Here is a 24,410-nt window from a genome sequence, read left to right as displayed (position 1 = left end):
CCTGAATCACTATCAAAATAATAGCTGCTGGCGCTTGTTCATCAAGCGCTAGCGGCTTTTTTTATGCCCATCACGGCGCGATGCGGGTGATACGGTCAGCGCGCGGCGGCGCCACCGGGCTGTATGTGCGCAAGTAGTCCTCGAACACATCCAGGTCCTGGCCGCCGCCCACGTCATCCTGGCCCTGCTGGAAAACCGTGAAATTGTCGCCCCCCGCCGCCAGATAGCTGCTGATGGCCACGCGCAGCCGCTCCTGCGGCGCAATCGGGCGGCCCTGCAAGGTCAAAGCACTCACCCGCTGGCCCGGCGGCTGCGACAGGTCGTAGCGGTAGCCAAAGCCGTCGGACACCGACAGCACGCGCGGGTTTTGCACGCTGTTGCTGCCGCTGTGAAACTGCTGCTCCAGCAGCGCCTGCAGCTGCGCGCCGCTGAAGCTGCGCACCACCAGGCTGTTGCCAAACGGCTGGACGGCAAACAGCTGGCCGTAGCGCACCAGGCCCTGGGCGTCGGGCACCAGGTCGGCACGTATGCCACCGGGGTGCATGAACGAAATCTGCGCGCCACCGCGTTCGGGCGCGCGCGTGGCCGCCAGCTGGGCGTCGGCAATCAGGTTGCCCAGCACCGATTCGCCCGAGGGCTGGCGCTGGCGCAAAAAGGCGCCGCTGGCCTGGCCCACGGGGCGCTGCGCCAGGGGCACGGCCGCCTCGCGGTAGCGCGCCACCAGCTGCGCCACGCGGGCATCCGGGGCAAACACCGGCCAGTTCGGCTGCAGCTCGACCCGGCCCTGGGCGCCGGTAAAGGGCTCGCCCTGGACGATGACCTGGCGCGCACTCTTGCGCTGCACGCGGCGCGTGTCGGTAGCGACCGCCAGGCGGATCTCGGTCAACAAAGTGCCGTACAGGCCGGCGCTGGTGAGCAAGAACGGGCGCTGGGGGTTGACCTGGCCGTAGTCGCACACATAGGCCTGGTGCGTGTGGCCCGAGACCACCACGTCCACCGCCGGGTCGAGCCGCTCCAGGATGGGCACGATGTCGCCGCTCAGGCCCTGGCAGCCGGGTGCGGTTACCGGCGCATCGGTGCGCCCGCCCTCGTGCAGCACGACGACGATGACGTCCGCGCCCTGCGCGCGCAGCGCCGGGATCAGGGCGTTGGCAGTCTCCGCCTCGTCGGCAAAGTGCAGGCCGGCGACGCCGGTGGGCGCCACCATGGTGGGCGTGGCGCGCAGCGTCAGGCCGATGAAGCCGACGGTGATGGTGTGGCCGTTGTCCGTAAAGCGCTTGAGGCCGATGGCCGGCAGCAGCGTGCCGCCGTCGGCGCGCAGGGTGTTGGCGGTGAGGATGGGAAAGTTGGCGCCGGCAAACGGCTGGCTCAGCTGGCAGGGCTCGCGCACGGTGTTTTTCTCGCAGCCGCCGTGCTGCAGGCGCAGCAGCTCGCGCCAGCCCTTGTCAAATTCATGGTTGCCAGCGGCGTGAAAGTCCACCCCCATGGTGTTGAAGGCTTCCACCGTGGGTTCGTCGAGAAACAGCGCCGACACCAGCGGCGAGGCGCTGACCATATCGCCCGCCGACACCAGCGCATGGTGCGGGTGCTGCGCCTTCAGGCTGGCAATGGCGCTGGCAAAGTAGGCGGCGCCGCCTGCGGGCACCTGCACCGTGCCGCCCTCGGTCGGCACCGGCACGGCCAGGCGCGGCGGCTCCAGGTTGCCGTGAAAGTCGTTGAAGCCGATCAGGGCGATGTCCATCACCGGCGCCGGTGTGCTGCTGCAGCCGGCCAGGAGCGCCGCCGCCAGGGCCAGGGCGGCAGCGTGTGCGCGCTGACGCCTCATGGCCGGGCGGCCGCGATCGGGCCCACGGCTTGGTGCACATCAGCGCACTGCGCGCGCTGGCGCAGCGCGTGGTCCATCACCACCAGCGCCAGCAGCGCCTCGGCAATCGGTGCGGCGCGGATGCCGACGCAGGGGTCGTGCCGGCCCTTGGTGACGACTTGCACCGGCTGGCCGTGGATGTCGATCGAGTCGCGCGGGCTCAGGATGGAGCTGGTGGGCTTGATGGCAATGCTGACCTCGATGTCCTGCCCGGTGCTGATGCCGCCCAGGATGCCGCCGGCGTGGTTGCTGGCAAAGCCCTCGGGCGTGAGCGCGTCGCCGTGCACCGTGCCGCGCTGCGCGGCGCTGGCAAAGCCAGCGCCAATCTCCACGCCCTTGACGGCGTTCAGGCCCATCATGGCGTGGGCTATTGCTGCGTCGAGCCGGTCGTACAGCGGCTCGCCCAGGCCCACGGGCACGCCCGTGGCCTGCACCCGCAGGCGCGCGCCGCACGAGTCGTGCGCCTTGCGCAGGGCATCCATGTAATCCTCGTAGCGCTGCACGTCGGCCACCGGGGCGAAGAACGGGTTGTGCGGCACATGCGCCCAGTCCTCAAAAGCGATGGGCAGCTCGCCGAGCTGCGTCATGCAGGCACGAAACTCAGTGCCGTATTTCTCGCGCAGCCATTTCTTGGCCACGGCGCCGGCGGCGACGGTGGGCGCCGTCAGGCGTGCCGAGGAGCGCCCGCCACCGCGCGGATCGCGGATGCCGTATTTGTGCCAGTAGGCGTAATCGGCGTGGCCGGGGCGAAACTGCTGCGCGATCTCGCCGTAGTCCTTGCTGCGCTGGTCCTGGTTGCGGATCAAGAGCGCAATCGGCGCGCCCGTGGTGCGGCCTTCGTACACGCCCGAGAGGATTTCGACCGCGTCGGGCTCGCTCCTCTGCGTTACGTGGCGGCTGGTGCCGGGGCGGCGCCGGTCCAGGTCGTGCTGGATGTCGGCCTCGGACAGGGCCATGCCCGGCGGGCAGCCGTCGATGACGCAGCCGATCGCCGGGCCGTGGGACTCGCCAAAGTTGGTGACGCAAAACAGGGTGCCGAGGGTGTTGCCGCTCATGGGGGAGGTTTCTTTACTATCAAAAAAATAGCTGCCAGCGCTTGATAGATAAGCGCTGGCAGCGTTTTTTACTCAAAACTGGGGCGTCACGAGCTGGCCTGGCTGGCCTGGCTGGCCTGGCTGGCCTGGCTGGCTTCCTGTTGCGGCCAGTCGCGGATGTAGGCCTTGAGCAGCTTGTTCTCGAAGTTCTGGCTATCGACCACGGCCTTGGCCACGTCGTAGAAGCTGACCACGCCCATCAACATGCGCTTGTCCATCACCGGCATGTAGCGCGCGTGGCAGCCAAGCATCATGCGCCGCACCTCGTCCATGTCGGTCTCCAGGGTGCAGGTGATGGGGGCGTCGTCCATGGCACTGCGCACCAGGCGCTCGCCGATGCTGCCGCCGTTGGCCGCCAGCACCAGGTTGATTTCGCGGAAGGTAAGCATCCCGACCAGGTCGCCGTATTCCATCACCACCAGCGAGCCGATGTCTTTCTCGGCCATGGTCTGCACCGCCTGCGCCAGCGGCGCGTCCGGGGTCACGGTGAACAAGGTGTTGCCTTTGAGGCGCAGGATGTCGCTGACTTTCATGGCAGGAATGGCGCGGGGCCCAGGTGAAAATGCTCGGGCAAATATAGCCCATCGCGCAGCACAATCGCCGCACCCCCGCAATAGGAGAAGCGATTTATGGCCAGTCCAGCGCGCTGCGCGCTTTTCATCCACGGCGTTGCCTGCGACCACAGCGTCTGGGCGCGGCCCGCCGCCGCCCTGGCCGCGCGCGGCTGGCAGGTGCTGGCGCCCGACCTGCCCGGCCACGACGGCAGCGCGGCGCCCGCGCCCGCCAGTGTGCAAGCCGGCGCCGACTGGGCCCTGGCGCAGCTGCCACCCACGGGGCCGGTGGCGCTCATCGGCCACAGCTGGGGCTCGCTCATCGCTCTGGAGGCGGCTGCCCGCCTGGGCCCGCGCGCCAGCCACCTGGCGCTGCTGGGCACGGCCAGCCCGATGCGCGTGGCGCCGGCGCTGCTGGACTTGGCAGCCAGCGCGCCTGAAGACGCGCTGGCGCGCATCATCCGCTACGCCCACAGCCTGCCCGAGGACAGCGCACCGGCGCAGCAGCAACTGGCCATGGGCCTGCGCGTGCTGCGCGCCAACCCGGCCCAGCCCCTGCTGCTGCAGGGCCTGCAAGCCTGCGACCGCTACCAGGGCGCCGAGGCCGCGCTGGCCGCCCTGGCCTGCCCGCTGCTGTTTCTCACCGGCAGCCACGACCGCATGACGCCGCCGGCCGCCGCTGCCGCGCTGATCGCACAAGCGCGGGCCACGGGCCTGGCGGTGCAGGCGCACGAGCTGCCCACGGGGCACGACATCGAGGGCGAGGCACCGGCGCAAACGCTGGCGCTGCTGCTTAGTTTTTTAGGGTGACGCTGAAGAAGCCCCCGCGATGCGATGCGCTTTTTCAGCGTTGCCTTAGCGGCGTGACGACGTCGGCCAGCAGCAGATAGTCCAGCGCCGCGCGCTGCCACAGCGGCTCCAGGCTGGGCGTGCGCGCCAGCAGCAGGCGCTGCAGCAGCGGCGCCAGCGGCGTGCTCGCCAGCTCCACCAACAGCACGAAGCGCGGCGGCTGTTCGCTGCCGCTTTGGTGCAACTCGGTGACCGGGCCGACCCAGTCGAGCGCGCACAGGGCTTCGAGCACGGGTTCGAGCTGCAGCGCATCGACCCGCAGCTGCGCCGCCAGCTGCGGCAGGCGCAGGCCCTTGGCCTCGCTCTGGCGCAGCTGCTGTAGCTGGCCCAGCGTCTCCAGCGCCAGCGCCAGCGGCGCACCCGGGCCGTCGGGCGGGCGCGCCACGCCGGCGAGCAGGCTGGGCAGGTAGGCGGTGACGACCGCGCCCAGCAGCACCAGCACCCAGACCACGTACACCCACAGCAGCAAGATCGGCAGCGTGGCAAAAGTGCCGTAGATCAGCGAATACGTGGGCACCTGCGCCAGGTACAGCGCCAGAATTTTTTTGGCCAGCTCCATGCCAATGGCCACGAACAGCCCGCCGGCCCAGGCGTCGCGCCAGCGCACCTGGGTGTTGGGCACGTAGTGGTAGAGCCCGGCCATGCCGGCGGCGAGTACCAGAAATTCAAACGAATCGAACGCCAGCCGCAAGCCCCCCGGCAACTGCCCGACCAGGCCGCGCGAGGCCGAGGCAACGTAGGAGGTGAACGCCAGGCTCAGCCCCAGCAGCAGCGGCCCGAGCGTGAGCGCCGCCCAGTAAATGAGCACGCGCTGCCCCAGCGGGCGCAGGCGGCGCACGCGCCAGATGGTGTTGAGCGTGCGGTCTATGGTCAGGATCAGCATCAGCGCCGTCAGCAGCAGCATGGAAAAGCCCACCACCCCCAGGCGGCTGGCCTTGGCGGCGAACTGCGTGATGTAGCCCAGCACCTGGCGCGCGATGGTTTCCGGGATCAGGCTGTCGATCAGCCAGCGCTGCAGCAGCTCCTGCGCCTTGCCGAAGATGGGAAAGGCGGTGAACGCCGCCAGCGCCACGGTGGCAAAGGGCACCAGGGCCAGCATGGTGGTGAACGTCAGGCTGCTGGCCGTCAGGCCCAGCTTGTCCTCACGAAAACGCGCGCGCAGCATGTGCAAGGTGCTGCGCCACGGAAAACGCGCCAGTTGCGCCGGCAGGGCGCGCGCATGTTGTGCCAGGGTGAGCAGGGTAAAAGCCATGGCCGATATGATGCCAGCCCCATGACGACGATCACCCCCCCCTCGGCCCAGGCCGCCCTCGCCCCTTCCGTCCCCCCTGCCGTGCAGACCTCGCGCTGGCTGGCCGTGGGCAGCCTGCTGGGCCTCATCGTGCTGAGCCTGGCCTGGGAGCTGTGGCTGGCGCCGCTGCGCCCGGGCGGCTCGTGGCTGGCGCTCAAGGCGCTGCCGCTGTGCGTGCCGCTGGCCGGGCTACTCAAAAACCGCATGTACACCTACCGCTGGGTCAGCCTGGTGGTGTGGCTGTATTTCACCGAAGGCGTGGTGCGCGCCTGGAGCGACAAGGGCGCCAGCCAGTGGCTGGCCGGGGGCGAAGTCGCCCTGTGCCTGCTGCTCTTCGTCGCCTGCGCCCTGCATGTGCGCCTGCGCCTGCGCAGCGCCGTAAGGAACCCAGCATGAGCGCTGCCCTGCTCGACGAACTGCGCGCCCTGGTGGGCGCCGCCCATGTGCTGACCGAGGGCGACCTGAGCGCCTGGGAGCAAGACTGGCGCCGCCGCCGCCGTGGCCACGCCCTGGCCGTGGTGCGCCCGGGCAGCACAGCCGAAGTGGCCGCCGTGGTGCGCGCCTGCGCCCGTGCCGGCGTGGCCCTGGTGCCGCAGGGCGGCAACACCGGGCTGTCGGTGGGCGCCACGCCCGACGATTCGGGCCAGCAGCTGGTGCTCAGCCTCACGCGCCTGAACGCCGTGCGCGCGCTCGATGCCGACAACCTCACCCTCACCGTCGAGGCCGGCTGCATTTTGCAAAACGTGCAGGCAGCGGCGGCGCAGGCGGGCTTTTTGTTCCCGCTCTCGCTCGCCGCCGAGGGCAGCTGCACCATTGGCGGCAACCTGGCGAGCAACGCCGGCGGCACCCAGGTGCTGCGCTACGGCAACGCGCGCGAGCTGTGCCTGGGGCTCGAAGTGGTCACGCCCCAGGGTGAGGTTTGGTCGGGCCTGTCGGGCCTGCGCAAGGACAACACCGGCTACGACCTGCGCGACCTGTTCATCGGCAGCGAGGGTACGCTGGGCATCATCACCGCCGCCACGCTGAAAATTTTTCCGCAGCCCACCGCGCAGCTGACCGCCTGGGCCGCCGTGCCGTCGATGGCGGCGGCGGTGCGCCTTTTGGGCCTGGCGCACCAGCACCTGGGCGCAGCGCTGACGGGCTTTGAGGCCATGGGGCAATTTGCCCTGTCGCTGGTGACCCGGCACATGCCGCAGCTGCGCGTGCCCTTTGCCGGCCTGGCGGGCGCGCCCTACTGCGTGCTGCTGGAGAACAGCGACAGCGAAAGCGAGGCGCACGCGCGCGAGCGCTTTGAACACCTGCTGGAGCAGGCAATGGACGACGGCTGCGTGCTCGACGCCGTGGTGGCCGAAAGCATCGCCCAGGCGCAGGAGCTGTGGCATGTGCGCGAGAGCATTCCGCTGGCGCAGGCCGAGGAGGGGCTCAACATCAAGCACGACATCTCGGTCGCCGCCTCGCGCATCCCGGCCTTCGTCGAATATGCCGATGCGCTCTTGCAACGCGAAATCCCCGGCGTGCGCCTGGTCAACTTCGGCCACCTGGGCGACGGAAACCTGCACTACAACGTGCAAGCGCCCGAGGGCGGCGACGCCAAGGCGTTTTTGCACACACAGGAGGCGCGCGTCAACGCGCTGGTATACGACGCCGTGGCGCAGTTTGGCGGCTCGTTCTCGGCCGAGCACGGCGTGGGCCAGCTCAAGGTGGCGCAGCTCGAACGCTACCAAAACCCCGTCGCCCTGCAGCTCATGCGCGCGCTCAAGCAGGCGCTGGACCCGCAAGGGCTGATGAACCCCGGCTGCATCCTGCGCAACCATTAAAAATGATAGCTGCTCGCGCTTTCCCAGCAAGCGCTGCAGCCTGTTTTTGCTTCAAAAATGACCGATCTCCCCTCCCCCACCCGCCCCGTGCGCCAGCAGTACGAAGACCTGATGCGCCACGTGTTCACACACGGCGTGGACAAAAGCGACCGCACCGGCACCGGCACCAAGAGCGTCTTCGGCCACCAGATGCGCTTTGACCTGGCCGAGGGCTTTCCGCTCGTCACCACCAAGAAGGTGCACCTCAAAAGCATCATCCTGGAGCTGCTGTGGTTTTTGCGCGGCGAGAGCAACGTGCGCTGGCTGCAAGAGCGCGGCTGCAGCATCTGGGACGAATGGGCCCGCGCCGACGGCGAGCTCGGCCCGGTGTACGGCGTGCAGTGGCGCAGCTGGCCCACGCCCGGGGGCGGGCACATCGACCAGATCGCGCAGGTGGTGCAGCAGCTCCAAAGCAACCCCGACAGCCGGCGCATCATCGTCTCGGCCTGGAACGTGGCCGACCTCGATCAGATGGCGCTCATGCCCTGCCACGCCTTCTTCCAGTTCTACGTCGCCGACGGCAAGCTCAGCTGCCAGCTCTACCAGAGGAGCGCCGACATTTTCCTGGGCGTGCCCTTCAACATTGCCAGCTACGCGCTGCTCACGCACATGCTGGCGCAGCAGTGCGACCTGGCCGTGGGCGACTTCATCTGGACCGGGGGCGACTGCCACATCTACAACAACCACTTCGCGCAGGTGCAGACGCAGCTCGAGCGAGCGCCCTACGCCTACCCCGAGCTGCACATCGCGCGCCGCCCGGCGTCGATTTTTGACTACCAGCTCGAAGACTTCGAGGTGCGCAACTATCAGCACCACGCTGCCATCAAAGCCCCCGTGGCGGTGTGAGAATCGCGGGTTTTGTTTTTTGCCATTACCTTCATGTCCTCCCACGGTTTTCACGTCCACGGCCCGCATGACCACGCCGTCGAGCACGCCACCCAGCACGCCGGCCACGGCAGCAGCGACAGCCGCCTGACGAACCAGGTCGCCATGTGCACCGCCGTCATCGCCACCGTCGGCGCGCTCTTTTCCTACATGGGCGGGGCGACGCAGGCCGAGGCCGGGCTGCTCAAGAACGACGCCGCCATCAAGAAAACCGAAGCCGCCAACCAGTGGAATTACTACCAGGCCAAGAGCACCAAGCAGGCCCTGGTGGAGCTCGCGCGCGAGCAGGCCAGCGACGAGCGCCGCGCCGCGCTGCAGGCCAAGGTGGACCGCTACGAGAAAGAAAAAACCGACATCAAGCTCGCTGCCGAGGCGCTCGAAGCACAGTCCCAGCAGCTCGACCACGACAGCGCCGCGCAAATGCACCTGCACCACCGCTGGGCGCAGGCGACGACGACGCTGCAAGTGGCCATCGCCCTGGCGGCCATCGCCCTGCTGACGCGCAAGAAATGGCTCGAATGGGGCATGTTTGGCGTCGCCGGCGTCGGCCTGGCCATTGGCGGCCTGGCCTTTGCCCACATCTGACCCACCACCAACCCACCACCGGAGCCCCCCATGGACCTGCGCCTGATCTACGCCCGCGCCGCCAACGGCGTCATCGGCCAGGACGGCACCATGCCCTGGCACCTGCCCGAAGACCTGGCGCACTTTCGCGCCCTGACGCAGGGCTGCACCGTCCTCATGGGGCGCAAGACCTGGGACTCGCTGCCGCCGCGCTTTCGCCCCCTGCCGGGGCGGCGCAACATCGTCCTCACGCGCCAGCCCGATTGGAGAGAAATCGGGGCCGAACGCGCATCCAGCCTGCGTGAATCGCTACAATTTTGTGAGCATGAAGCGGTCGTATGGGTGATCGGCGGGGCACAAATCTACACCCAGGCCCTGCCCCTGGCGCAGGGCGTGGAGGTGACCGAGATCGCCCAGCCCTTCGACGGCGACGCCTACGCCCCCACCCTCGGCCCCGAGTGGCAGGAATGCGCGCGCCAGGACTGCACCAGCGCCAGCGGCCTGGCGCTGGCCTTCGTCAGCTACCGGCGGCGCGTGTAAGCCACGGCGCGGACAGCTGCGCCAACACCTGGCGCAACTGGGGCCGGGGCGCCACCGGCTCGGCGCGCACCAGCGCCAGCTGCGAATCGCGCAGCACCAGCACGGCGCGCAGGCGCTGCACCTCGGCCTGCAAACGATCAATCTCACGCTGCTGCTCCTGCAAGGTGCAGCTGCAGCGCTGCTGCGCGCTGGCGCAATGGCGCAGCAAAGCCTGGTATTCATGCGCCAACGATGGCGCGGCCAACTCGGGGGATGCCACGGCCTGTCTCCTTTGCACAGAACGGTTAGAGGAGCCATCATTCTGCCATTAAATGCGAATAATTCTCAATAACTAGCCTGCTAGGGCTTTCCTGGGGGGCGGCTTGTACGAACAACCGAGCGCCAGCACAATTTTTGACAATCCCCTACCATCGCGCCCCACCCCGTCAAGGACATCCACCATGCACCCCGCCCTGCCCGCCCCTGCGGCCTCTGCCGCCAACGCTTCGATCGACCTGCAAACCCAAATGCGCATTGGCGACCGCGTCATGTTCTCGGCCTGCGTGCTCGCCACCCTGGCAGCGATTGCCATCGGCGTGAGCTACCAGTCGCTCGGGCTGGCGCTGGGCCTGGCGCTGCCGCTGCTGGGCCTGTCGGCAGCGGCGTTCTGGGGCGCCGGCGGCACGCTGCTGTCGCGCCTGTCGCAGTGCGTGGCGCTGGTGGGGCTGGTGGTGCTGCACATTCAGCTGGCGCACGGCACCATCGAATTCCACTTTGGCGTCTTCGTCACGCTGGCGCTGTTGCTGGTGTACCGCGACTGGCGCCCTATCGTGCTCGGCGCCGGCCTGTTTGCCGTGCACCACCTGCTGTTCAACCAGCTGCAGGCCGCCGGGTTTGACCTGTACTGCCTCACCCGCCCCGACTTCGCCACGATCTTGCTGCACGCAAGCTACGTCGTCATCCAGACCGTGCTCGAAGTGCTGATGGCGATCCGCATGAACAACACCGCGCGCGAGGGCGACGAGCTGCGCGCGCTGATCGCCCAGGTCGATCGCACCGACGGCATCCACCTGAACGTGCGCAGCGTAGAGGTGCAAACCCACGCCGCCACCACCATGCGCGACGCCCTGGTGCGCATGGCCGCAGCCGTGCAGCAGGTGCAACAGGCGAGCGAGGGCCTGCGCACCGCCAGCGTGGAAATCGCCCAGGGCAACCTGGACCTGTCGGGGCGCACCGAGCAGCAAGCCTCGGCCCTGGCTGAAACCGCCGCCGCCATGGACCAGCTCAGCGCCACCGTGCGCCAGAACGCCGACAACGCCCGCATGGCCAACCAGCTGGCGATCGACGCATCAACCGTTGCCAGCAACGGCGGCGCCGTGGTCAGCGACGTGGTGCAGACCATGCAGGGCATCAACGAAGCCAGCCGCAAGATCAGCGACATCATCGGCGTGATCGACGGTATTGCCTTCCAGACCAACATCCTGGCGCTCAACGCCGCCGTCGAAGCGGCGCGCGCCGGCGAGCAAGGGCGCGGCTTTGCCGTGGTGGCCGGCGAGGTGCGCAGCCTGGCGCAGCGCAGCGCCGAGGCTGCCAAGGAAATCAAGGGCCTGATCAGCGCCAGCGTGCAGCGGGTGGAGCAGGGCTCGCAGCTGGCGGACAAGGCCGGCAGCACCATGCAGGAGGTGGTCACCAGCATCCGCCGCGTGACCGACATCGTCGGTGAGATCAGCAGCGCCAGCCAGGAGCAAAGCCAGGGCGTGGGCCAGGTGGGCGAGGCGGTGACGCAGATGGACCAATCGACGCAGCAAAACGCCGCCCTGGTCGAGCAGATGGCGGCCGCAGCCAGCAGCCTCGATCAGCAGGCCGAGCAGTTGATCCACTCGGTCGATATCTTCAAGGTTTAGCTTTGCGGCGCGGCCTGCCGGCGGCCTTGGGCCCCGGTTTGCCCGTGCCCGGCGCCTGGCCTGGCTGCCCCTGCAGCCACAGCAGCGTGTCCACATAGGGCACGAAATGCTGCAGATAGCCCGGCGCCACGGCCTGCATCAGCCCGAGCGCACGGTGGATCAGGTGGCTGGTATTGAGCGGCCCGGCCTGCGCCGGCACCTGCGCCAGCGCCTGCTGCACGCGCTGGCCGGCCGACAGGCGCTCCCAGGTGCTGCGGCTGCGCTGCAGCACGGCCAGTTCGGGCGCGGGCTGCGCACCAGCCTGCAGCCCATCGGCCAGGCGCCCGAGCGGGCCGCGCACCTTGCCGGGTGCAGCGCCAGACACAGCGCCAGACACAGCGCCAGACACAGCGCCAGACACGGCCCCGGGCACAGGTACAGCTACAGGCCCGGCTGCAGGCACGGCCAACGGCGCCAATGCCTGGGCACGCGCGGCCAGCAGCGCCTGCACTGCGGGCGCCTGGCCGGCGGCGCGCTGCTGCAGCGCCTGCTGGCGCAGGGCGCGCACGGCGGCGGCGCCTGGGGGCGGGTTCATGGCGCGGCCTCGGCTTGCGCCGGGCGCGGCATGGGGGCGATTTCTACGCGGCGGTTGCGCGCCCGGCCTGCTGCATCGGCATTGCTGGCCACGGCCTGCTGGTCGCCAAAGGCGGCGGCGAATACGTCTTGCGGCGCAATGCCTTCCTCGATCAGCGTGCGCGTGACGGTGAGCGCGCGCTGCGCCGACAGCTCCCAGTTGTCGGCAAAGCGCACGGCGCTGCCCCCATTGGAGCTACTACTGGCGCTACTACTGCTGCGCACCGGGCGGTCGTCGGTAAAGCCGCTGACCATCAAAATCTCGCCGCGCGCGCGCAGGTACAGCGCCAGCGGCCCGGCCAGGCTGTGCAAAAGCTGGCGCCCTTCGGGTTCGAGCGCGGCGGAGTTGAAGGCAAACAGCAGGCTGCCGCTGATGCCGATGCGGCCATTGGCCAGCGTCACGCGCCCCGCCGCCAGCGGCCCGGCCAGCGCCTGTTCGAGCGTCAGCAGGCGCTGGGCCTGCTGCGCGCTTTGCGCTTGCTCGCTGCGCAGGCGCTCGGCCAGCTCCATCTGCAGGCCCAGGGCGCAGACCAGCACCAGGGCAAACGCGCCCAGGGCGCCGGCCATCAAGTCGCCAAACGCGGCCCACACCGGGGCCTGCTGCGCCAGATCGTCGCCGGCGGTGTCGTCCCATCCATCCCAGGCGCTCATGCCGGCGCCCCCGCGCGCGCCGCCGCCAGGGCCTGCAGGGCGTCGATGATGTCTTTTTGCGCGCCAACGGACAGCTCCACCACCTCGCGCGCCTGGGCGACGTAGTAGTCCAGCTGCTCGTCGCTGCGCGCCAGGCTTTGGCCGAGCGCCGTCTGCAGCTGCGCCAGCTGCGCCAGGGTTTGGGCGTTGGCGTCGCCAAAACGCTCCACCGCCGCGCCCAACACGTCGCCCAGGCTGGACAGCTCGATGGCCCCGGCCTGCAGCTGCGCCAGCGCGCCGTCCAGGCGCTCGGCCTGCGCCTGCTGCTGCGCGGTGAGGCTGCGCTCGGCCTGCGCCATGTGCCCGGCGGCGGCGGCCACCAGGGCGTCTATGGCCTGCTGCTGCTGCGCCCCCTGATCCTGCGCGGCCTGCCACTGCGCCTGCAGCGCAGCGAGCAGGCGCTCGCGCTCGGCCAGCAGGGCATCGTCACGCGCCTGGGTTTGCGTGCGCTGCTGCTGCAGCGCTGCCAGCGCCGCCGCTGCTGCGCGCGGGGCCTCGCCAGCGGCCTGCAGCAGCTGCGCCACCTCGGCCAGCTGGCTTTGCAGCTGTGCCTGCAAGGCGCTGCCCAGGGTGTGCCCGGCGCGCTCAAAATGTTCGATCAAATCACGCTGTAGCGCTTGCTGGGCTTGCGTGTGCAGCTGCAATGTTTGTAGCAAATCTTGCGCTTGCCGGCCCTGCTGCGCCTGGTGTTCTTGCTGCGCCGCCTGCCAGGCGCTGGCCTGGGCGGCGGCCTGCACCTGGCCCTGCGCGGCGTGTTGCGCCAGCAGCGCCTGCCACTGCGCGGCCTGGGCCTGGCTGTGCGTGCGGTTGTCGTCGGCCAGCTGCGTGGCCAGGCTGTGGGTGTGGGCGGCCAGGCTTTGCAGCAGCTGCGCTGCAGCGCCATGGTGCTGCGCGCTGTGCTCGGCTGCCGCCTGCTGCTGCGCCGCCTGGGCGCTGGCCCATTGCTGGCCCAGGGCGTCGAGCTGCTGCTGCAGCTGCGCGCCCAGGCTGCGCTGCAGCGCGGTGCTGGTCTGCGCCAGGCCATCCAGGGTGGCGGTGACGATGGGTTGCAGCTGCGCACTCGCCTGCTGCAGGCTGTGCACGCTGGCCTGGGCCAGGCCCTGCTGCAGCTGCAGCGCCAGCTGGGCAAAAGCCTCGTGCTGCTGGCGGTAAAAGCGCTCTTGCGCCTGCTGCAATTGCTGCTGCGCGGCCTGCTGCTGGCGCTCGCTCTGCGCCATGGCGCCTTCCAGGCGTGCCACCAGCGCTGGCAAGAGCTGCGCCTGCTCGGCCTGCCAGCGCTGCTGCGCCTCTTGCCACTGCTGCTGCATTTGTTGCTGCGCCTGCTGCTGGGCCTGCCATTGCTGGGCGCGCTGCTGGCGCGCACCAAATGCCTGCAAGGGCCCGGCCAGGGCGGCGTCGAGCTGCTGCGCCGTGCGCTGGCTGTCGCGGCGCACCAGCGCCGTCATGAGCCCGAGCATGGCCGAGCCCGCCACCCCTGCCACCGATGTGCCAAACGCCAGCCCCAGCCCGCGCACCGGCGCCGACAGCGCCTCGCGCATGGCCGCCAGGCCCTGCGCCCCTTCAAGCGCGGTGCCCGTGCCCTGCAGCGCCACCACCATGCCGGCAAAAGTGCCCAACATGCCCAGCAGCACCAGCAGCCCGCTCAGGTAGGGCGCGAGCTGCGGCGCCGGCAGGCGCGCTGGCGAGCCCGCCAGGCGCTGCTGCAGCAGCGGGCGCAGGCCCTCGGGCAGCAGCACCAGCCAATCGGCGAGCTGCGCCGGCGCCGCCGTCAAGCCCCGCAGGGCCTGCTGCAAAGCGGCGTTGGCGCGCTGCGTGCGCAGCAGCTCCACCACCCCGCCAAGATAAAACCCGGTAATCGCCAGCGTGACGCCCAGCGCCAGCGGCTGGCCGCTGCGGTAGCCCCAGGCAAGCCAGCCCAGGGTGATCAACCCGGCAATGCCGGCAAGAACAAAAAGCAGTTTTTTCATGGTGCAGTGGGGGCAAGGGATGCGCTGTGCAGCGCCGCCAGCAGGCCGTGCAGCGGCTGCCAGCGCAGGTCTAGTTCGGCCAAGAGCAGCGCCTGCAGCAGCTCGCGCAGGGGCTGCAGGGCGGCGGGGTCGGCGCTGCCTTCGGGCAGCTGGGCGTGGTAGCGCGCCTCCAGCCAGGGCTGCAGGCCGGCGCACAGGCGCCGCTCCTGCGGCGCCAGCGCCTGGGCGAGCACGGCATCGACCAGCGCCAGCCGCGCCGCCTCGGGGCCGCAGGCGGCGAGTGCGGCACGCAGGCGCTCGCGCAGCGGGGCCACGGCTTGCTCCAGGGCCTGCTGGCGTGCCACCAGGCATTGGCGCAGGGCGGCAAAGCCAAGCCCGGCGTCGAGCACCGAACGGCCCACGGCCTGCGCCTCGCGCGCAATCGCGCCCGCCTGCTGCGCCTGCTGCGCGGCGCAAACCGCAGCCAAATCGGCGTATTGCGCCTGGCGCTGCGCCAGCGGGGCCAGTGGCACGGCCAACGGGCGCTCGAGCGCGCCGGCCAGGGCGATGGCGGCGGTCCAGTCCGTCCAGCCCCCCAGGCCATCGGCCAGGGCCGGCGCCGGTGCGGCCTGCCCCGGCGGCGCATGGCGCGCCAACAGGCGCACCAGGGCCGTGCGGGTCAGGCGGCTGGGCTGGGCGGTGCGGGGGGGCATGGCAGAAGGCAGGCGGCGGGCAAGGTGTGGGCGAAAAACCCGGCAGTCTACACAGGCGCCCAGGGCACAACGGCCTGCACAGGGGCCAAAAACCATACCAGAAAGTGCTCGAAATGCTTATCCAGCAAGCGTCAGCAGCTATTTATTGAATAGCAAGCCCAACGGCTTATGAATTAGAGATTCCTGCCTATGCCGGGTGCGATCGACTGTGTCGCAAGCGCTCGCGAGGGCAGCTTTTGACTTCCATCGTTCAGTTACCCTCAGAGGCCATGACGCCCTGCCCCACCACCTCGGCCCCGGCGCTGCCCGGCGCCTTCGTACTGCAACTGCCACACATTGCCGCCTGGCAAATCACGACCTTGGCACTGCCTGTGGCGCCCAACATCGTCGCCACACTGCCCGCCATGCAACGCGGCGCCGTCTGGAAACCCAAGCAGGTGGAGCTGCTGTGGGATTCGGTCGCCCGGAGGTTTCCCATAGGCGCTTTTTTGCTGGCGCCGTTCAACCCGGCGCGGGGACAGCAAAGCGCCAAGTATCAGCAAGGCAGCATGGCTGCGCCCAACTACCACTTGCTCGATGGCCAGCAACGCGCCACTGCCATTGCCCTGGGTTTTCTCGACCCATGGACAGCGCCCACACCAGCGCCACAGGCCGTGCTATGGGTGGACCTGACGCCGCCCACAGAGCCCGGCGACGTCAGCACCGTCTTTCGGGTGCTGACCCGCTCGCACCCCTGGGGCTATCGCCGCAACAAGCCCGAAGCCCCTTTGAGCATCGCAGCCCGGCGTGAGGCGCTGCATGAAGGCTACCGCCAGGCCAGCCCGGAGCTCAAAGACACCGCGCCCCACCTGCTGCCGCTCACGCATGTCTGGCCCGCCGATGCCCTGGCCCCCATTCCTCTGGCCTTTGTGCTCCAGGCACTGCTGGCCGGGGGCACGCTGGAACAAGTGACTGCGCAGGTGCAAGCGCAGCTGCAGCGCCTGCCCTTCTGGGCGAGTGAAGCGGGCTCCTGGCCCGCCATGCGCGCGCGCATTACGGCTGCGCTCTCGCCCACATCACCCACGCACGGCGACTGGGTGCAATTGGTGCAGCGCCTGCGGGCCCATGCCAGCTTGGAGTTGCGCTACGGCGTGCCCGTCATGCTGCTGCCAGACACCCACCGCCCTGAACAAGCCCATGCCATCGACCCGCTGGAGACGCTGTTCATCCGCGTCAACCAGGCGGGCACCCGGCTGGAGGGGGAGGAGCTGATTTACTCCATTTTGAAATCCAACTGGACACAAGCGCCCACCTTCATCGAGCGCCTGGGCCAGCGCCTGCTGCAGCCGCCACGCTTGGTCATGCTCGCAAGCCGCTTGGTGCTGGCACAAATGCAAGCGGCGGGCGAAACCGCACCCCCCACAGCCCCCGATGTTGCGCAGTTTCGCCGGCTGATGCACGACCAGGCAAGTCAGCACAGCGGCTTTGCGCAGCGCCTGGAAACCTTTATCCAAAGCACTGCCGTCACCCTCTTTACAGACGTGCGCCGCCTGCTCACCGACCCCACCTTGCCAGGGGGCGAGCACGCCCTGCCGCAGGTGCTGGCCTACGAACTGGGACAAAAAACGCCCGACGTTCTGTTTCTCCTGCTGGCCTGGGCGCAGCAGATGCGCCAGGCCGGGCAAGACCCTTGTGCCCTGAACGCCCTGCAACGGCGCGCACTCCTGGGGTTCATCACGGCCCTGTCCTGGTTCGCCCCCCACCCGCACCGGGCAGCAGCCGCTGTATGGCCCCGGCTGCGCGCACTGCCCGCGCACGAATTGGCCCACTTTTTCTCCCGCCCCCAATTCCTGCGCTGCCTGGCCCTGGGGCCCCAAGGCGCACTCCAAGCCTGTCCCTTGCCACCGCCTGCGGTACTGGAAAAAATCATCGCCGACCGGGTCACCCGCCCGCGCGGCGACTACGGGGGCTTCAACGACGCCCATAGCAGCTTCTGGAAGAACTGGGATTGGTATGAATGGCTGCAACAATCGCACCCGGGGGTTCTGAAAGACTGGTTCACGTCGCATATCGACGATCTTTGGCGCCACACAACCCCAGACCAGGCGCCACCAGAAGCCGGCGCCAGCACCAGCGCACGGGCACAAGCGTGGCAGCATTTTTCGGATCAGCTCTGGGGACAAAAATCACTGCTGCTGTACACCCAGCGCCACTGGATTGAGCGCTGGTTCCCGGAATACGACCCCACCCAACCCGACCAAATGGAAGACCACAACCGCCCCTGGGACTGGGATCACATCTTTCCCCAGCGTTACTTCAAAACCGAACACGGCGGCAGCCGGCGCAACATCCCCGCCATCCTCTGGGACTGGCACGCCAGCATTGGCAACCTGCGCGCCTGGCCATTGGAGGCCAACCGCGCCGATCAAGACACCTCTCCCCAAGCCAAACTCAGCCACGCGAGCGACACCACGGCGCGCTACGGTATGCCCGATGCCAAGACCCAATGCGCCGCCAGCTGCATGGCCTACCAAGGCGAAGGCTGGCAAGACTGGTGCGACACCGTGCCCGCCGGTGTTGCCGATGGAAGCCTCCCCACCTACTACCTGGCCGATCCGGCGCAGGGCGGCCACGCCCGGCAAGCGTTGGTGCGGGCCATTACCAGGCGCCTTTGCCACATGTACCGCCAGTGGTACGAGGGGCTGTGCATTGCCGCCCTGATGCCACAAGATCATCAAAAAACATAGCACCTCACGCTGACCCTATAAGCCTTTGCACCATTTTTAGCTTATTTTCACCATGCCCACCGCCCTCCCCCCCGGCCTCATCGCCCTGCACAGCAACCGCACCGACTCGCTCCTGGACACCGTCGCCGCCTGGCTGCAGCAGCACCCGCTGGCGCCGCTGGAGAGCGAGGTGGTGCTGGTGCAAAGCAACGGCATGGCCGAGTGGGTGAAGATGCAGCTGGCCGCGCAGCACGGCGTGTGCGCCAGCGCCCAGGTGGAGCTGCCGGCGCGCTTTGTCTGGCGCAGCTGCCGCCAGGTGCTGGGGCCGGGCGCCGTGCCCAGTGCATCGACGCTGGACAAGGCGCCTCTCGTCTGGCGCCTGGTGCGGCTGCTGCCCACACTCTTGCAGGAACCGGTCTATCACCCCCTGGCGCAATACCTGCGCCCTGGCGAACCTGAGCGCCTCTTGCAGCTCGCCCAGCGCCTGGCGGATTTGTTCGACCAGTACCAGATTTACCGCAGCGACTGGCTCGCCGCCTGGGCTGAAGGGCGCGCTGTACTGATCCAACCGGGCAAAGACGACACGGCGCTGCCGCCCGAGCAGCGCTGGCAATGCGCGCTGTGGCAGGCCATCCTCAAGAGCCTCACGCCCGAGGAGCTGGCCGGCGCGCGCGGCGCGGTGCTCGCGCGCGTGCTCGCGCACCTGCAAAGCGGCCAGAGCCCCGCGCAGCCGCTGGCGCGGCGCGTGGTGGTGTTTGGCCTCACGCACCTGCCGCTGTCGCTGCTGCAACTGCTGGCCGCGCTGGCGCAGCACAGCCAGGTGCTGCTGGCCATGCCCAACCCCTGCCGCTACCACTGGGCCGACGCGATTGACGGGCGCGAGCTGCTGCGCCAGGCGCAGCGGCGCCACCCGCTGCGCGCCGGGCGCGACCTGGCCGCCGTGCCGCTGGCAGCCATGCACGCCCACGCCCACCCGCTGCTGGCGGCCTGGGGGCGGCAAGCGCGCGACAGCCTGCGCCAGCTCGACGCCTTCGACACCACGCTGCAGATGGCCGAGCAGCTCGACCTGCCCCGCGTCGATCTCTACGACGACGCCCCGGCGCATGAGGGCAGCCTGCTCGAACAAGTGCAGCGCAGCATCCGCGACCTGCTTCCCTTGAATGAGCACCCACGCCAGCGCCTGCCCGCGCAGCATGTTGCCGCCAGCGACCGCTCCATCGTCTTTGCCAGCGCGCACAGCCTGGTGCGCGAGCTCGAAGTGCTGCACGACCATTTGCTCGATCTGCTCGCCGCACCGCCCGCACCCGGGCAGGCTGCGCTGCAGCCGCGCGACATCGTCGTCATGCTGCCGCAGGTGCAGGACGCCGCCCCGGCGATTCGCGCCGTGTTTGGCCAATACCCGCGCCACGATGCGCGCCACATTCCGTTCGACATTGCCGACCTGAGCGCGCGCCAGGCCAGCCCGCTGGTGGCCGCGCTGCAGTGGCTCCTGCCCCTGCCGCGCCAGCGCCTGCACCTGTCGCAGCTGTGCGACCTGCTGCAAGTGGGCGCCGTGGCCCAGCGCCTGGGGCTGGCGGCAGACGCCCTGCCCCAGCTCATCGCCTGGATGCAGGGCGCGGGCATACGCTGGGGCCTGCACGGCGAGCACCGCGCCAGCCTCGACCTGGCCGCCTGCGGCGAGGACAACAGCGCCTGGTTTGGCCTGCGGCGCATGTTGCTGGGCTACGCCAGCGGCGCCGGCCCGGCCTGGGCGGGCGTGGAGCCGTATGACGAAGTCGGCGGCCTCTCCGCCGAGCTGGCCGGGGCCCTGGCCACCGTGCTGCAGGTGCTGCAAGACTGGTGGCAGCAATGCCAGCAAGCGGCCACGCCGCTTGAGTGGGCCGAGCGCCTGCGCGCGCTGCTGCAAGCGCTGTTTGCCGCGCAGACGGACGCCGAGCACGCCATCCTCGCCCAGCTGCACGCAGCGCTCGACGGCTGGCTGCACGACTGCGAGCAGGCCGGGTTTGACCAGCCCATCCCCCTGGCGGTGGCGCAATCGGCCTGGCTGGCGGCGCTCGATGCGCCCACGCTGGAGCAGCGCTTTCGCGCCGGCGGCGTCACGTTCTGCACCCTCATGCCCATGCGCGCCATCCCGTTCGAGGTGGTGTGCCTCCTGGGCATGAACGAGGGCGACTACCCGCGCCGCGCCCCAAAGAGCGACTTTGACCTGATGCAGCAAAGCGGCCAATACCGCCCCGGCGACCGCGCCCGGCGCGACGACGACCGCCAGCTCATGCTCGACGCCCTGCTCGCCGCCCGCCGCCAGCTCTACGTGAGCCACAACGGCCAGAACCAGCGCGACAACAGCGCGCAGCCGCCCTCGGTGCTCGTCGCCCAGCTGCGCGACTACCTCGCCGCCGGCTGGCGCGGCGAAGGCGCCAAGAGCGATGCGCTGCTGGCCGAGCGCAGCACCAGCCACCCGCTGCAACCCTTCAGCCGCGCCTACTTCGAGGCCGGCACGGGCCTTGCCACCCACGCCCAGGAATGGCGCGCGGTGCATGGCAGCAGCGCCGATAACTATCAAATTGATAGCTGGTTGCGCTTGTCAGACAAGCGCGAGAGGCCGATTTCATCCCAAGAAAACACCCCCCTCACCCTGCGCCAGCTGCAAAGCTGGCTGCGCCACCCAGCGCGCGCCTGGTTCCAGCAGCGCCTGCAGGTGTTCTTCGACGCCGCCGACGAAGCCCTGGCCGACGAGGAGCCCTTTGCCCTCGACGGGCTGGAAAACTTTCAGCTGCTGCAGGAGCTGCAACAGCAGGTCATGGGCCAATGGCTGCAACAAAGCACGGACATCGCCCCCATGCTCACGGCGCAACTGGCCCGCCTGCAGCGCAGCGGCCGCCTGCCCCTGGCCGGCCTGGGCCAGCGCGCCGTGCAGGGCCTGCACGACCAACTGCTGCCCGGCCTGCAGCACTGGGCGCAGCTGCGCCAAAACCACCCGCACAGCGCCCCGGCCCTGCCACTGGCCTACCAGGCGGACGAGGTCAGTCTGCAAGACTGGCTGCCGCCGCTGTGGCTGCCCGGCACCGCCAGCGTCCTGCCCACCTGGATCGCCCTGGACCCGCGCCACCTTGCCACCGACGACAAAAACGGCAGCCACCCACGCCCGGACAAGCTCCTGCCCCACTACCTGCAAAGCATCGTCGCCGCCGCCTGCGGCCAACCAGTGGCCGGCATCCTCATCGGCCTGGGGCACCACCTGCACATCCGGCCCATGGAGCCAGAGGCCGCCCGCAACCAGCTCGATACCCTGCTCGCCCTGTGGCAGCAAGGCCAGGACAAGCCCCTGCCCCTGCCCTTCAAAACCGCGCTCGCCCTGCTGGGCAAAGACCTGGGCGCGGCCCACACCGCCTACAAGGGCGGCTTTGACGACAAGCCCCCGCCCGAGATCGACGCCTACTGGCAGCGCCTGTACCCCGACTTTGCTGCGCTCATTGAAGACGGGCAGTTCGAGGCGCTGGCGCCCCAGGCGCTGCGGGGGTTGCTGCAGTGGTGCGGGGACTGTGTGGAGGTGCAAAAGCTGGTGCCTGATGCGCCATAAAACCTACTGCCTACTGGGTACAGTCCCCGTGATTTTTTTGCCACACATCACCACGCTGAACGATGAGGAGCCCCATGTCCTTTGATCGCCTGCAACCCTATAACGACCTTCCCCTGCTACCGCCAGCCGTGGAGCTGGAAACCAAGGCAGTATTGAAGCAAGCCATTGAAGCCAACCGCATGTTGGCCAACCTGCGCGGGCTGGCGGCGCAAATTCCTAACCAGGGGGTGCTAATCAACAGCATCGTGCTGCAGGAAGCGCGGTTGTCGTCCGAGATCGAAAACATCGTCACCACCAACGACGAGCTGTACCGCGCCGACGCACACGCCGACGGAACAACCGACGCACATACCAAAGAAGTGCTGCGCTACCGGGAGGCTTTGAAATTTGGTTTTGACGCTTTGAAAGAGCGCCCGCTGACCACCAATCTGTTTGTGGACATGGTGCGCATCATCAAGCAGCAAGGCATTGGTGTGCGACGCACTGTGGGAACGGCACTCAAGGATGCAGCAGGCGAGGTGGTGTACACCCCTCCAGTGGGCGAAGCGCTGCTGCGCGACAAGCTGACCAACCTGGAGCAGTTCATCCATGCCGATGATGGACTCGACCCGTTGGTGAAGATGGCAGTGCAGCACTACCAATTCGAGGCCATTCACCCGTTTGATGATGGCAACGGGCGCACCGGGCGCATTCTGAACCTGCTGTATCTGGTGCAGGCGGGGTTGCTGGACATCCCGGTGCTGTTCTTGTCCCGCTACATCATGGCCAACAAGACGGCGTACTACGCCGGGTTGCGCGCCGTCACCGAACAGCAGGCCTGGGAGCCTTGGCTGCTGTACATGCTGCGCGGAGTGACGAGTACTGCCCAGCAGACGTTCGAACAGGTCACGCGCATCCGGCAACTAATGGAAGAAGTGCGAGCGCGGGTGCAGCGCGATGCCCCAGGCATCTATAGCAAGGATTTGATCGAGGTGATCTTTCGCCACCCGTACACCAAGATTCAGTTCTTGGTAGACGCTGGATTGGCCAAGCGCCAGACGGCATCCGCCTACCTGCAGGCTCTCGCCGGCCTGGGGGTGCTAAGCCCCCGCAAAATAGGGCGCGAGATGTATTACATCAACGACGCACTGTTTGCCGAGTTGGTGCGCTGACATGTACAGCAGATCGACCAGTAGCCAAAATACGTCGATTTTTAGAAATTTTTTCGACACATTTTCCAGATGTGTCGATCCCATCGACACTCCACCGCCATTCATCACAGCACCAGAGCGCCGCAAACCGAATCGGCTACAAGGGCCTCTGCGGACAAAAGGTGCGTCATCACACGGGGAATTTTGGCGCAGTTCCAAAAACTGCGCCAAAATACCAAAACAGCGCCAAACGCCTTCCAACCGCGCCACACCCCATGTCCACGCCCTACCAAGTCCTGCAGAGCATCGAATCCGTCCCCGAGGGGGTTTCCCTGGCCGAACTGCAACGCAGCTACCCGCAACTGGCGCGGCGCAGTTTGCAGCGCCACATTGCCCAGTGGATTGCCAGCGGCCACATCCACGCACGCGGAGAGGGCCGGGCGCGGCGCTATTTTGGCGCGGTTTCCACCATCCACAGGGTGGCCGAGGGCGTGGGCGGCAGCGGCGATGGCTTCCCCGCCTTCCCCGCCTTCATTGCCGTAGCGGCGGACAGCCAGGACATCCTGGCCTACATTGACCAGCCCACCCTGGCGCGCCGGCCCGTGGGCTACCAGCGTGATTTTCTCGACGCCTACCGCCCCAACGAAACGCACTACCTGCCCGAGCCCCTGCGCCGCCAGCTGCACAAGATGGGCGCCACCGCCGCGCTCAGCGCTCCGGCGGGCACGTACAGCCGCGCCATCCTCCAGCGGCTGCTGATTGATCTGTCCTGGGCGTCGAGCCACCTCGAAGGCAACACCTACACCCGCCTGGACACCCGCGCGCTCATTGAGCAAGGCCGCGCCGCCCAGGGCAAGGCAGCGCTGGAGACGCAGATGATCCTGAACCACAAAACAGCCATCGAGCTGCTGGTGGACAACATCGACAGCGCCGCCTTCAACCGCTACACCCTGCTCAACCTGCACAGCGCTCTGACGGAAAACCTGCTGCCCAACCCCGCCGACGAAGGGCGCACGCGCCAGCACGCGGTCGATATCAGCCACAGCGTGTACCGGCCCCTATCCACCCCACAGCAGATCGACGATGCGCTCGACCGCCTGCTCGCCAAGGCCAGCCAGATCCACGACCCGTTCGAGCAATCGTTCTTCGCGCTGGTGCACCTGCCCTATCTGCAGCCCTTTGCCGACGGCAACAAGCGCACCGCCCGCCTGGCGGCCAATCTGCCGCTGTTTCGTGCCAACCTGTGCCCGCTCACTTTTCTCGACGTGCCCGCCGCCGCCTACAGCCGCGCCACCCTGGGCGTGTACGAAATGGCGCGCGTGGAGCTGCTGCGCGACCTGTACCTGTGGGCCTACGAGCGCTCCACGCAGGAATACCTGGCCATCAAACAAGACCAGGCCGAGCCCGACCCCCTGCGCCTGGCCTGGCGCGACTTCATCAAAACCACCCTGCGCGGCCTCATCACCACGCCGCAGCAGGCCCCGCTGGCCTACATCGAAAAAGCCGTGGCCGCCCAGGTACCCGCCGCCGAGCAGCACGACGTGCAAGCCCTGCTGATCCAGGAACTGCGCCGCCTGCACGAAGGCGTGCTGGCGCGCTACGGCCTGCGCCCGAGCGAGTACAACGCCTGGAAGGCTGTGCACGGGCAGTAGTGCCC

20 protein-coding genes are annotated in these 24,410 nt (G+C 68.6%); 11 read left to right on the top strand and 9 right to left on the bottom strand.

Annotation, left to right across the window (positions count from 1 at the left end):
- Nucleotides 1-70: 70 nt before the first annotated feature.
- The 3 genes from G7045_RS04055 to G7045_RS04045 all read right to left on the bottom strand — a co-directional run bounded on the left by G7045_RS04055 (nt 71) and on the right by G7045_RS04045 (nt 3,491).
- The gene (locus tag G7045_RS04055) at nt 71-1,825 is read right to left on the bottom strand and encodes a bifunctional UDP-sugar hydrolase/5'-nucleotidase (RefSeq protein ID WP_166157681.1); all 1,755 of its coding nucleotides are present in this window, start codon (nt 1,823-1,825) and stop codon (nt 71-73) included.
- Entirely contained in the window at nt 1,822-2,919 is a 1,098-nt protein-coding gene (aroC, locus tag G7045_RS04050; RefSeq protein ID WP_166157678.1) for a chorismate synthase, read from the bottom strand. Before aroC ends, G7045_RS04055 begins: the two co-directional genes overlap by 4 nt.
- 86 nt (nt 2,920-3,005) lie before the next feature.
- On the bottom strand, nt 3,006-3,491 hold the full coding sequence (locus G7045_RS04045; protein WP_166157675.1) for a CBS domain-containing protein: 486 nt from the start codon (nt 3,489-3,491) through the stop codon (nt 3,006-3,008).
- Between the two features lie 96 nt (nt 3,492-3,587).
- On the opposite strand from G7045_RS04045, the gene G7045_RS04040 reads away from it, so the two are divergent.
- Nucleotides 3,588-4,319: an alpha/beta fold hydrolase gene (locus G7045_RS04040; RefSeq protein ID WP_166157672.1), complete on the top strand. Its 732-nt coding sequence runs from the start codon at nt 3,588-3,590 to the stop codon at nt 4,317-4,319.
- Nucleotides 4,320-4,353: 34 nt separating this feature from the next.
- Here G7045_RS04040 and G7045_RS04035 read toward each other — a convergent pair whose 3' ends face one another.
- A complete protein-coding gene (locus G7045_RS04035) occupies nt 4,354-5,610 on the bottom strand; it encodes a YhjD/YihY/BrkB family envelope integrity protein (RefSeq protein ID WP_166157669.1) in 1,257 nt (418 codons plus the stop codon).
- A gap of 21 nt (nt 5,611-5,631) precedes the next feature.
- Here G7045_RS04035 and G7045_RS04030 point away from each other — a divergent pair, with 21 nt between their 5' ends.
- The 5 genes from G7045_RS04030 to G7045_RS04010 are packed head-to-tail and all read left to right on the top strand — an operon-like array spanning nt 5,632 to nt 9,494.
- A complete protein-coding gene (locus tag G7045_RS04030) occupies nt 5,632-6,045 on the top strand; it encodes a DUF2069 domain-containing protein (RefSeq protein WP_166157666.1) in 414 nt (137 codons plus the stop codon).
- Nucleotides 6,042-7,466, top strand: a complete 1,425-nt coding sequence (locus tag G7045_RS04025) for an FAD-binding oxidoreductase (protein ID WP_166157663.1) — start codon at nt 6,042-6,044, stop codon at nt 7,464-7,466. Before G7045_RS04030 ends, G7045_RS04025 begins: the two co-directional genes overlap by 4 nt.
- Nucleotides 7,467-7,523: 57 nt before the next feature.
- Entirely contained in the window at nt 7,524-8,351 is an 828-nt protein-coding gene (locus tag G7045_RS04020) for a thymidylate synthase (protein WP_166157660.1), read from the top strand.
- 33 nt (nt 8,352-8,384) lie between these two features.
- Entirely contained in the window at nt 8,385-8,975 is a 591-nt protein-coding gene (locus G7045_RS04015; protein ID WP_166157657.1) for a DUF4337 domain-containing protein, read from the top strand.
- Nucleotides 8,976-9,005: 30 nt separating this feature from the next.
- Nucleotides 9,006-9,494 (top strand): dihydrofolate reductase, encoded by a 489-nt coding sequence (locus G7045_RS04010; protein WP_166157654.1) that lies wholly within the window; start codon nt 9,006-9,008, stop codon nt 9,492-9,494.
- On the opposite strand, the gene G7045_RS04005 is transcribed toward G7045_RS04010, so the two are convergent.
- Entirely contained in the window at nt 9,472-9,753 is a 282-nt protein-coding gene (locus G7045_RS04005; RefSeq protein WP_166157652.1) for a hypothetical protein, read from the bottom strand. The genes G7045_RS04010 and G7045_RS04005 overlap by 23 nt on opposite strands.
- Nucleotides 9,754-9,934: 181 nt before the next feature.
- On the opposite strand from G7045_RS04005, the gene G7045_RS14820 reads away from it, so the two are divergent.
- Nucleotides 9,935-11,377 (top strand): methyl-accepting chemotaxis protein, encoded by a 1,443-nt coding sequence (locus G7045_RS14820; RefSeq protein WP_166157649.1) that lies wholly within the window; start codon nt 9,935-9,937, stop codon nt 11,375-11,377.
- On the opposite strand, the gene G7045_RS03995 is transcribed toward G7045_RS14820, so the two are convergent.
- The 4 genes from G7045_RS03995 to G7045_RS03980 are packed head-to-tail and all read right to left on the bottom strand — an operon-like array spanning nt 11,367 to nt 15,338.
- Nucleotides 11,367-11,951, bottom strand: a complete 585-nt coding sequence (locus G7045_RS03995; RefSeq protein ID WP_166157646.1) for a DUF2894 domain-containing protein — start codon at nt 11,949-11,951, stop codon at nt 11,367-11,369. The two genes, G7045_RS14820 and G7045_RS03995, sit on opposite strands and share 11 nt — an antisense overlap.
- On the bottom strand, nt 11,948-12,640 hold the full coding sequence (locus G7045_RS03990) for an OmpA family protein (protein ID WP_166157643.1): 693 nt from the start codon (nt 12,638-12,640) through the stop codon (nt 11,948-11,950). The genes G7045_RS03995 and G7045_RS03990 overlap by 4 nt, the downstream gene beginning before the upstream one ends.
- Entirely contained in the window at nt 12,637-14,646 is a 2,010-nt protein-coding gene (locus tag G7045_RS03985; RefSeq protein WP_166157640.1) for a hypothetical protein, read from the bottom strand. Before G7045_RS03985 ends, G7045_RS03990 begins: the two co-directional genes overlap by 4 nt.
- Entirely contained in the window at nt 14,643-15,338 is a 696-nt protein-coding gene (locus G7045_RS03980; protein WP_166157637.1) for a DUF3348 family protein, read from the bottom strand. Before G7045_RS03980 ends, G7045_RS03985 begins: the two co-directional genes overlap by 4 nt.
- Nucleotides 15,339-15,607: 269 nt before the next feature.
- On the opposite strand from G7045_RS03980, the gene G7045_RS03975 reads away from it, so the two are divergent.
- The 4 genes from G7045_RS03975 to G7045_RS03960 all read left to right on the top strand — a co-directional run bounded on the left by G7045_RS03975 (nt 15,608) and on the right by G7045_RS03960 (nt 24,405).
- On the top strand, nt 15,608-18,064 hold the full coding sequence (locus G7045_RS03975; RefSeq protein ID WP_166157634.1) for a DUF262 domain-containing protein: 2,457 nt from the start codon (nt 15,608-15,610) through the stop codon (nt 18,062-18,064).
- Between the two features lie 52 nt (nt 18,065-18,116).
- Nucleotides 18,117-21,623: an exodeoxyribonuclease V subunit gamma gene (recC, locus tag G7045_RS03970; RefSeq protein WP_166157631.1), complete on the top strand. Its 3,507-nt coding sequence runs from the start codon at nt 18,117-18,119 to the stop codon at nt 21,621-21,623.
- Between the two features lie 74 nt (nt 21,624-21,697).
- Complete coding sequence (locus G7045_RS03965) at nt 21,698-22,774, top strand: Fic family protein (protein ID WP_166157628.1); 1,077 nt, start codon at nt 21,698-21,700, stop codon at nt 22,772-22,774.
- A gap of 254 nt (nt 22,775-23,028) precedes the next feature.
- Nucleotides 23,029-24,405: a Fic family protein gene (locus tag G7045_RS03960; protein ID WP_166157625.1), complete on the top strand. Its 1,377-nt coding sequence runs from the start codon at nt 23,029-23,031 to the stop codon at nt 24,403-24,405.
- The last annotated feature ends 5 nt before the right edge of the window (nt 24,406-24,410 follow it).

Source organism: Acidovorax sp. HDW3 (assembly GCF_011303755.1).
Taxonomy (GTDB): Bacteria; Pseudomonadota; Gammaproteobacteria; order Burkholderiales; family Burkholderiaceae_C; genus Paenacidovorax.
This window is presented reverse-complemented; position numbering and strand designations above follow the sequence as displayed.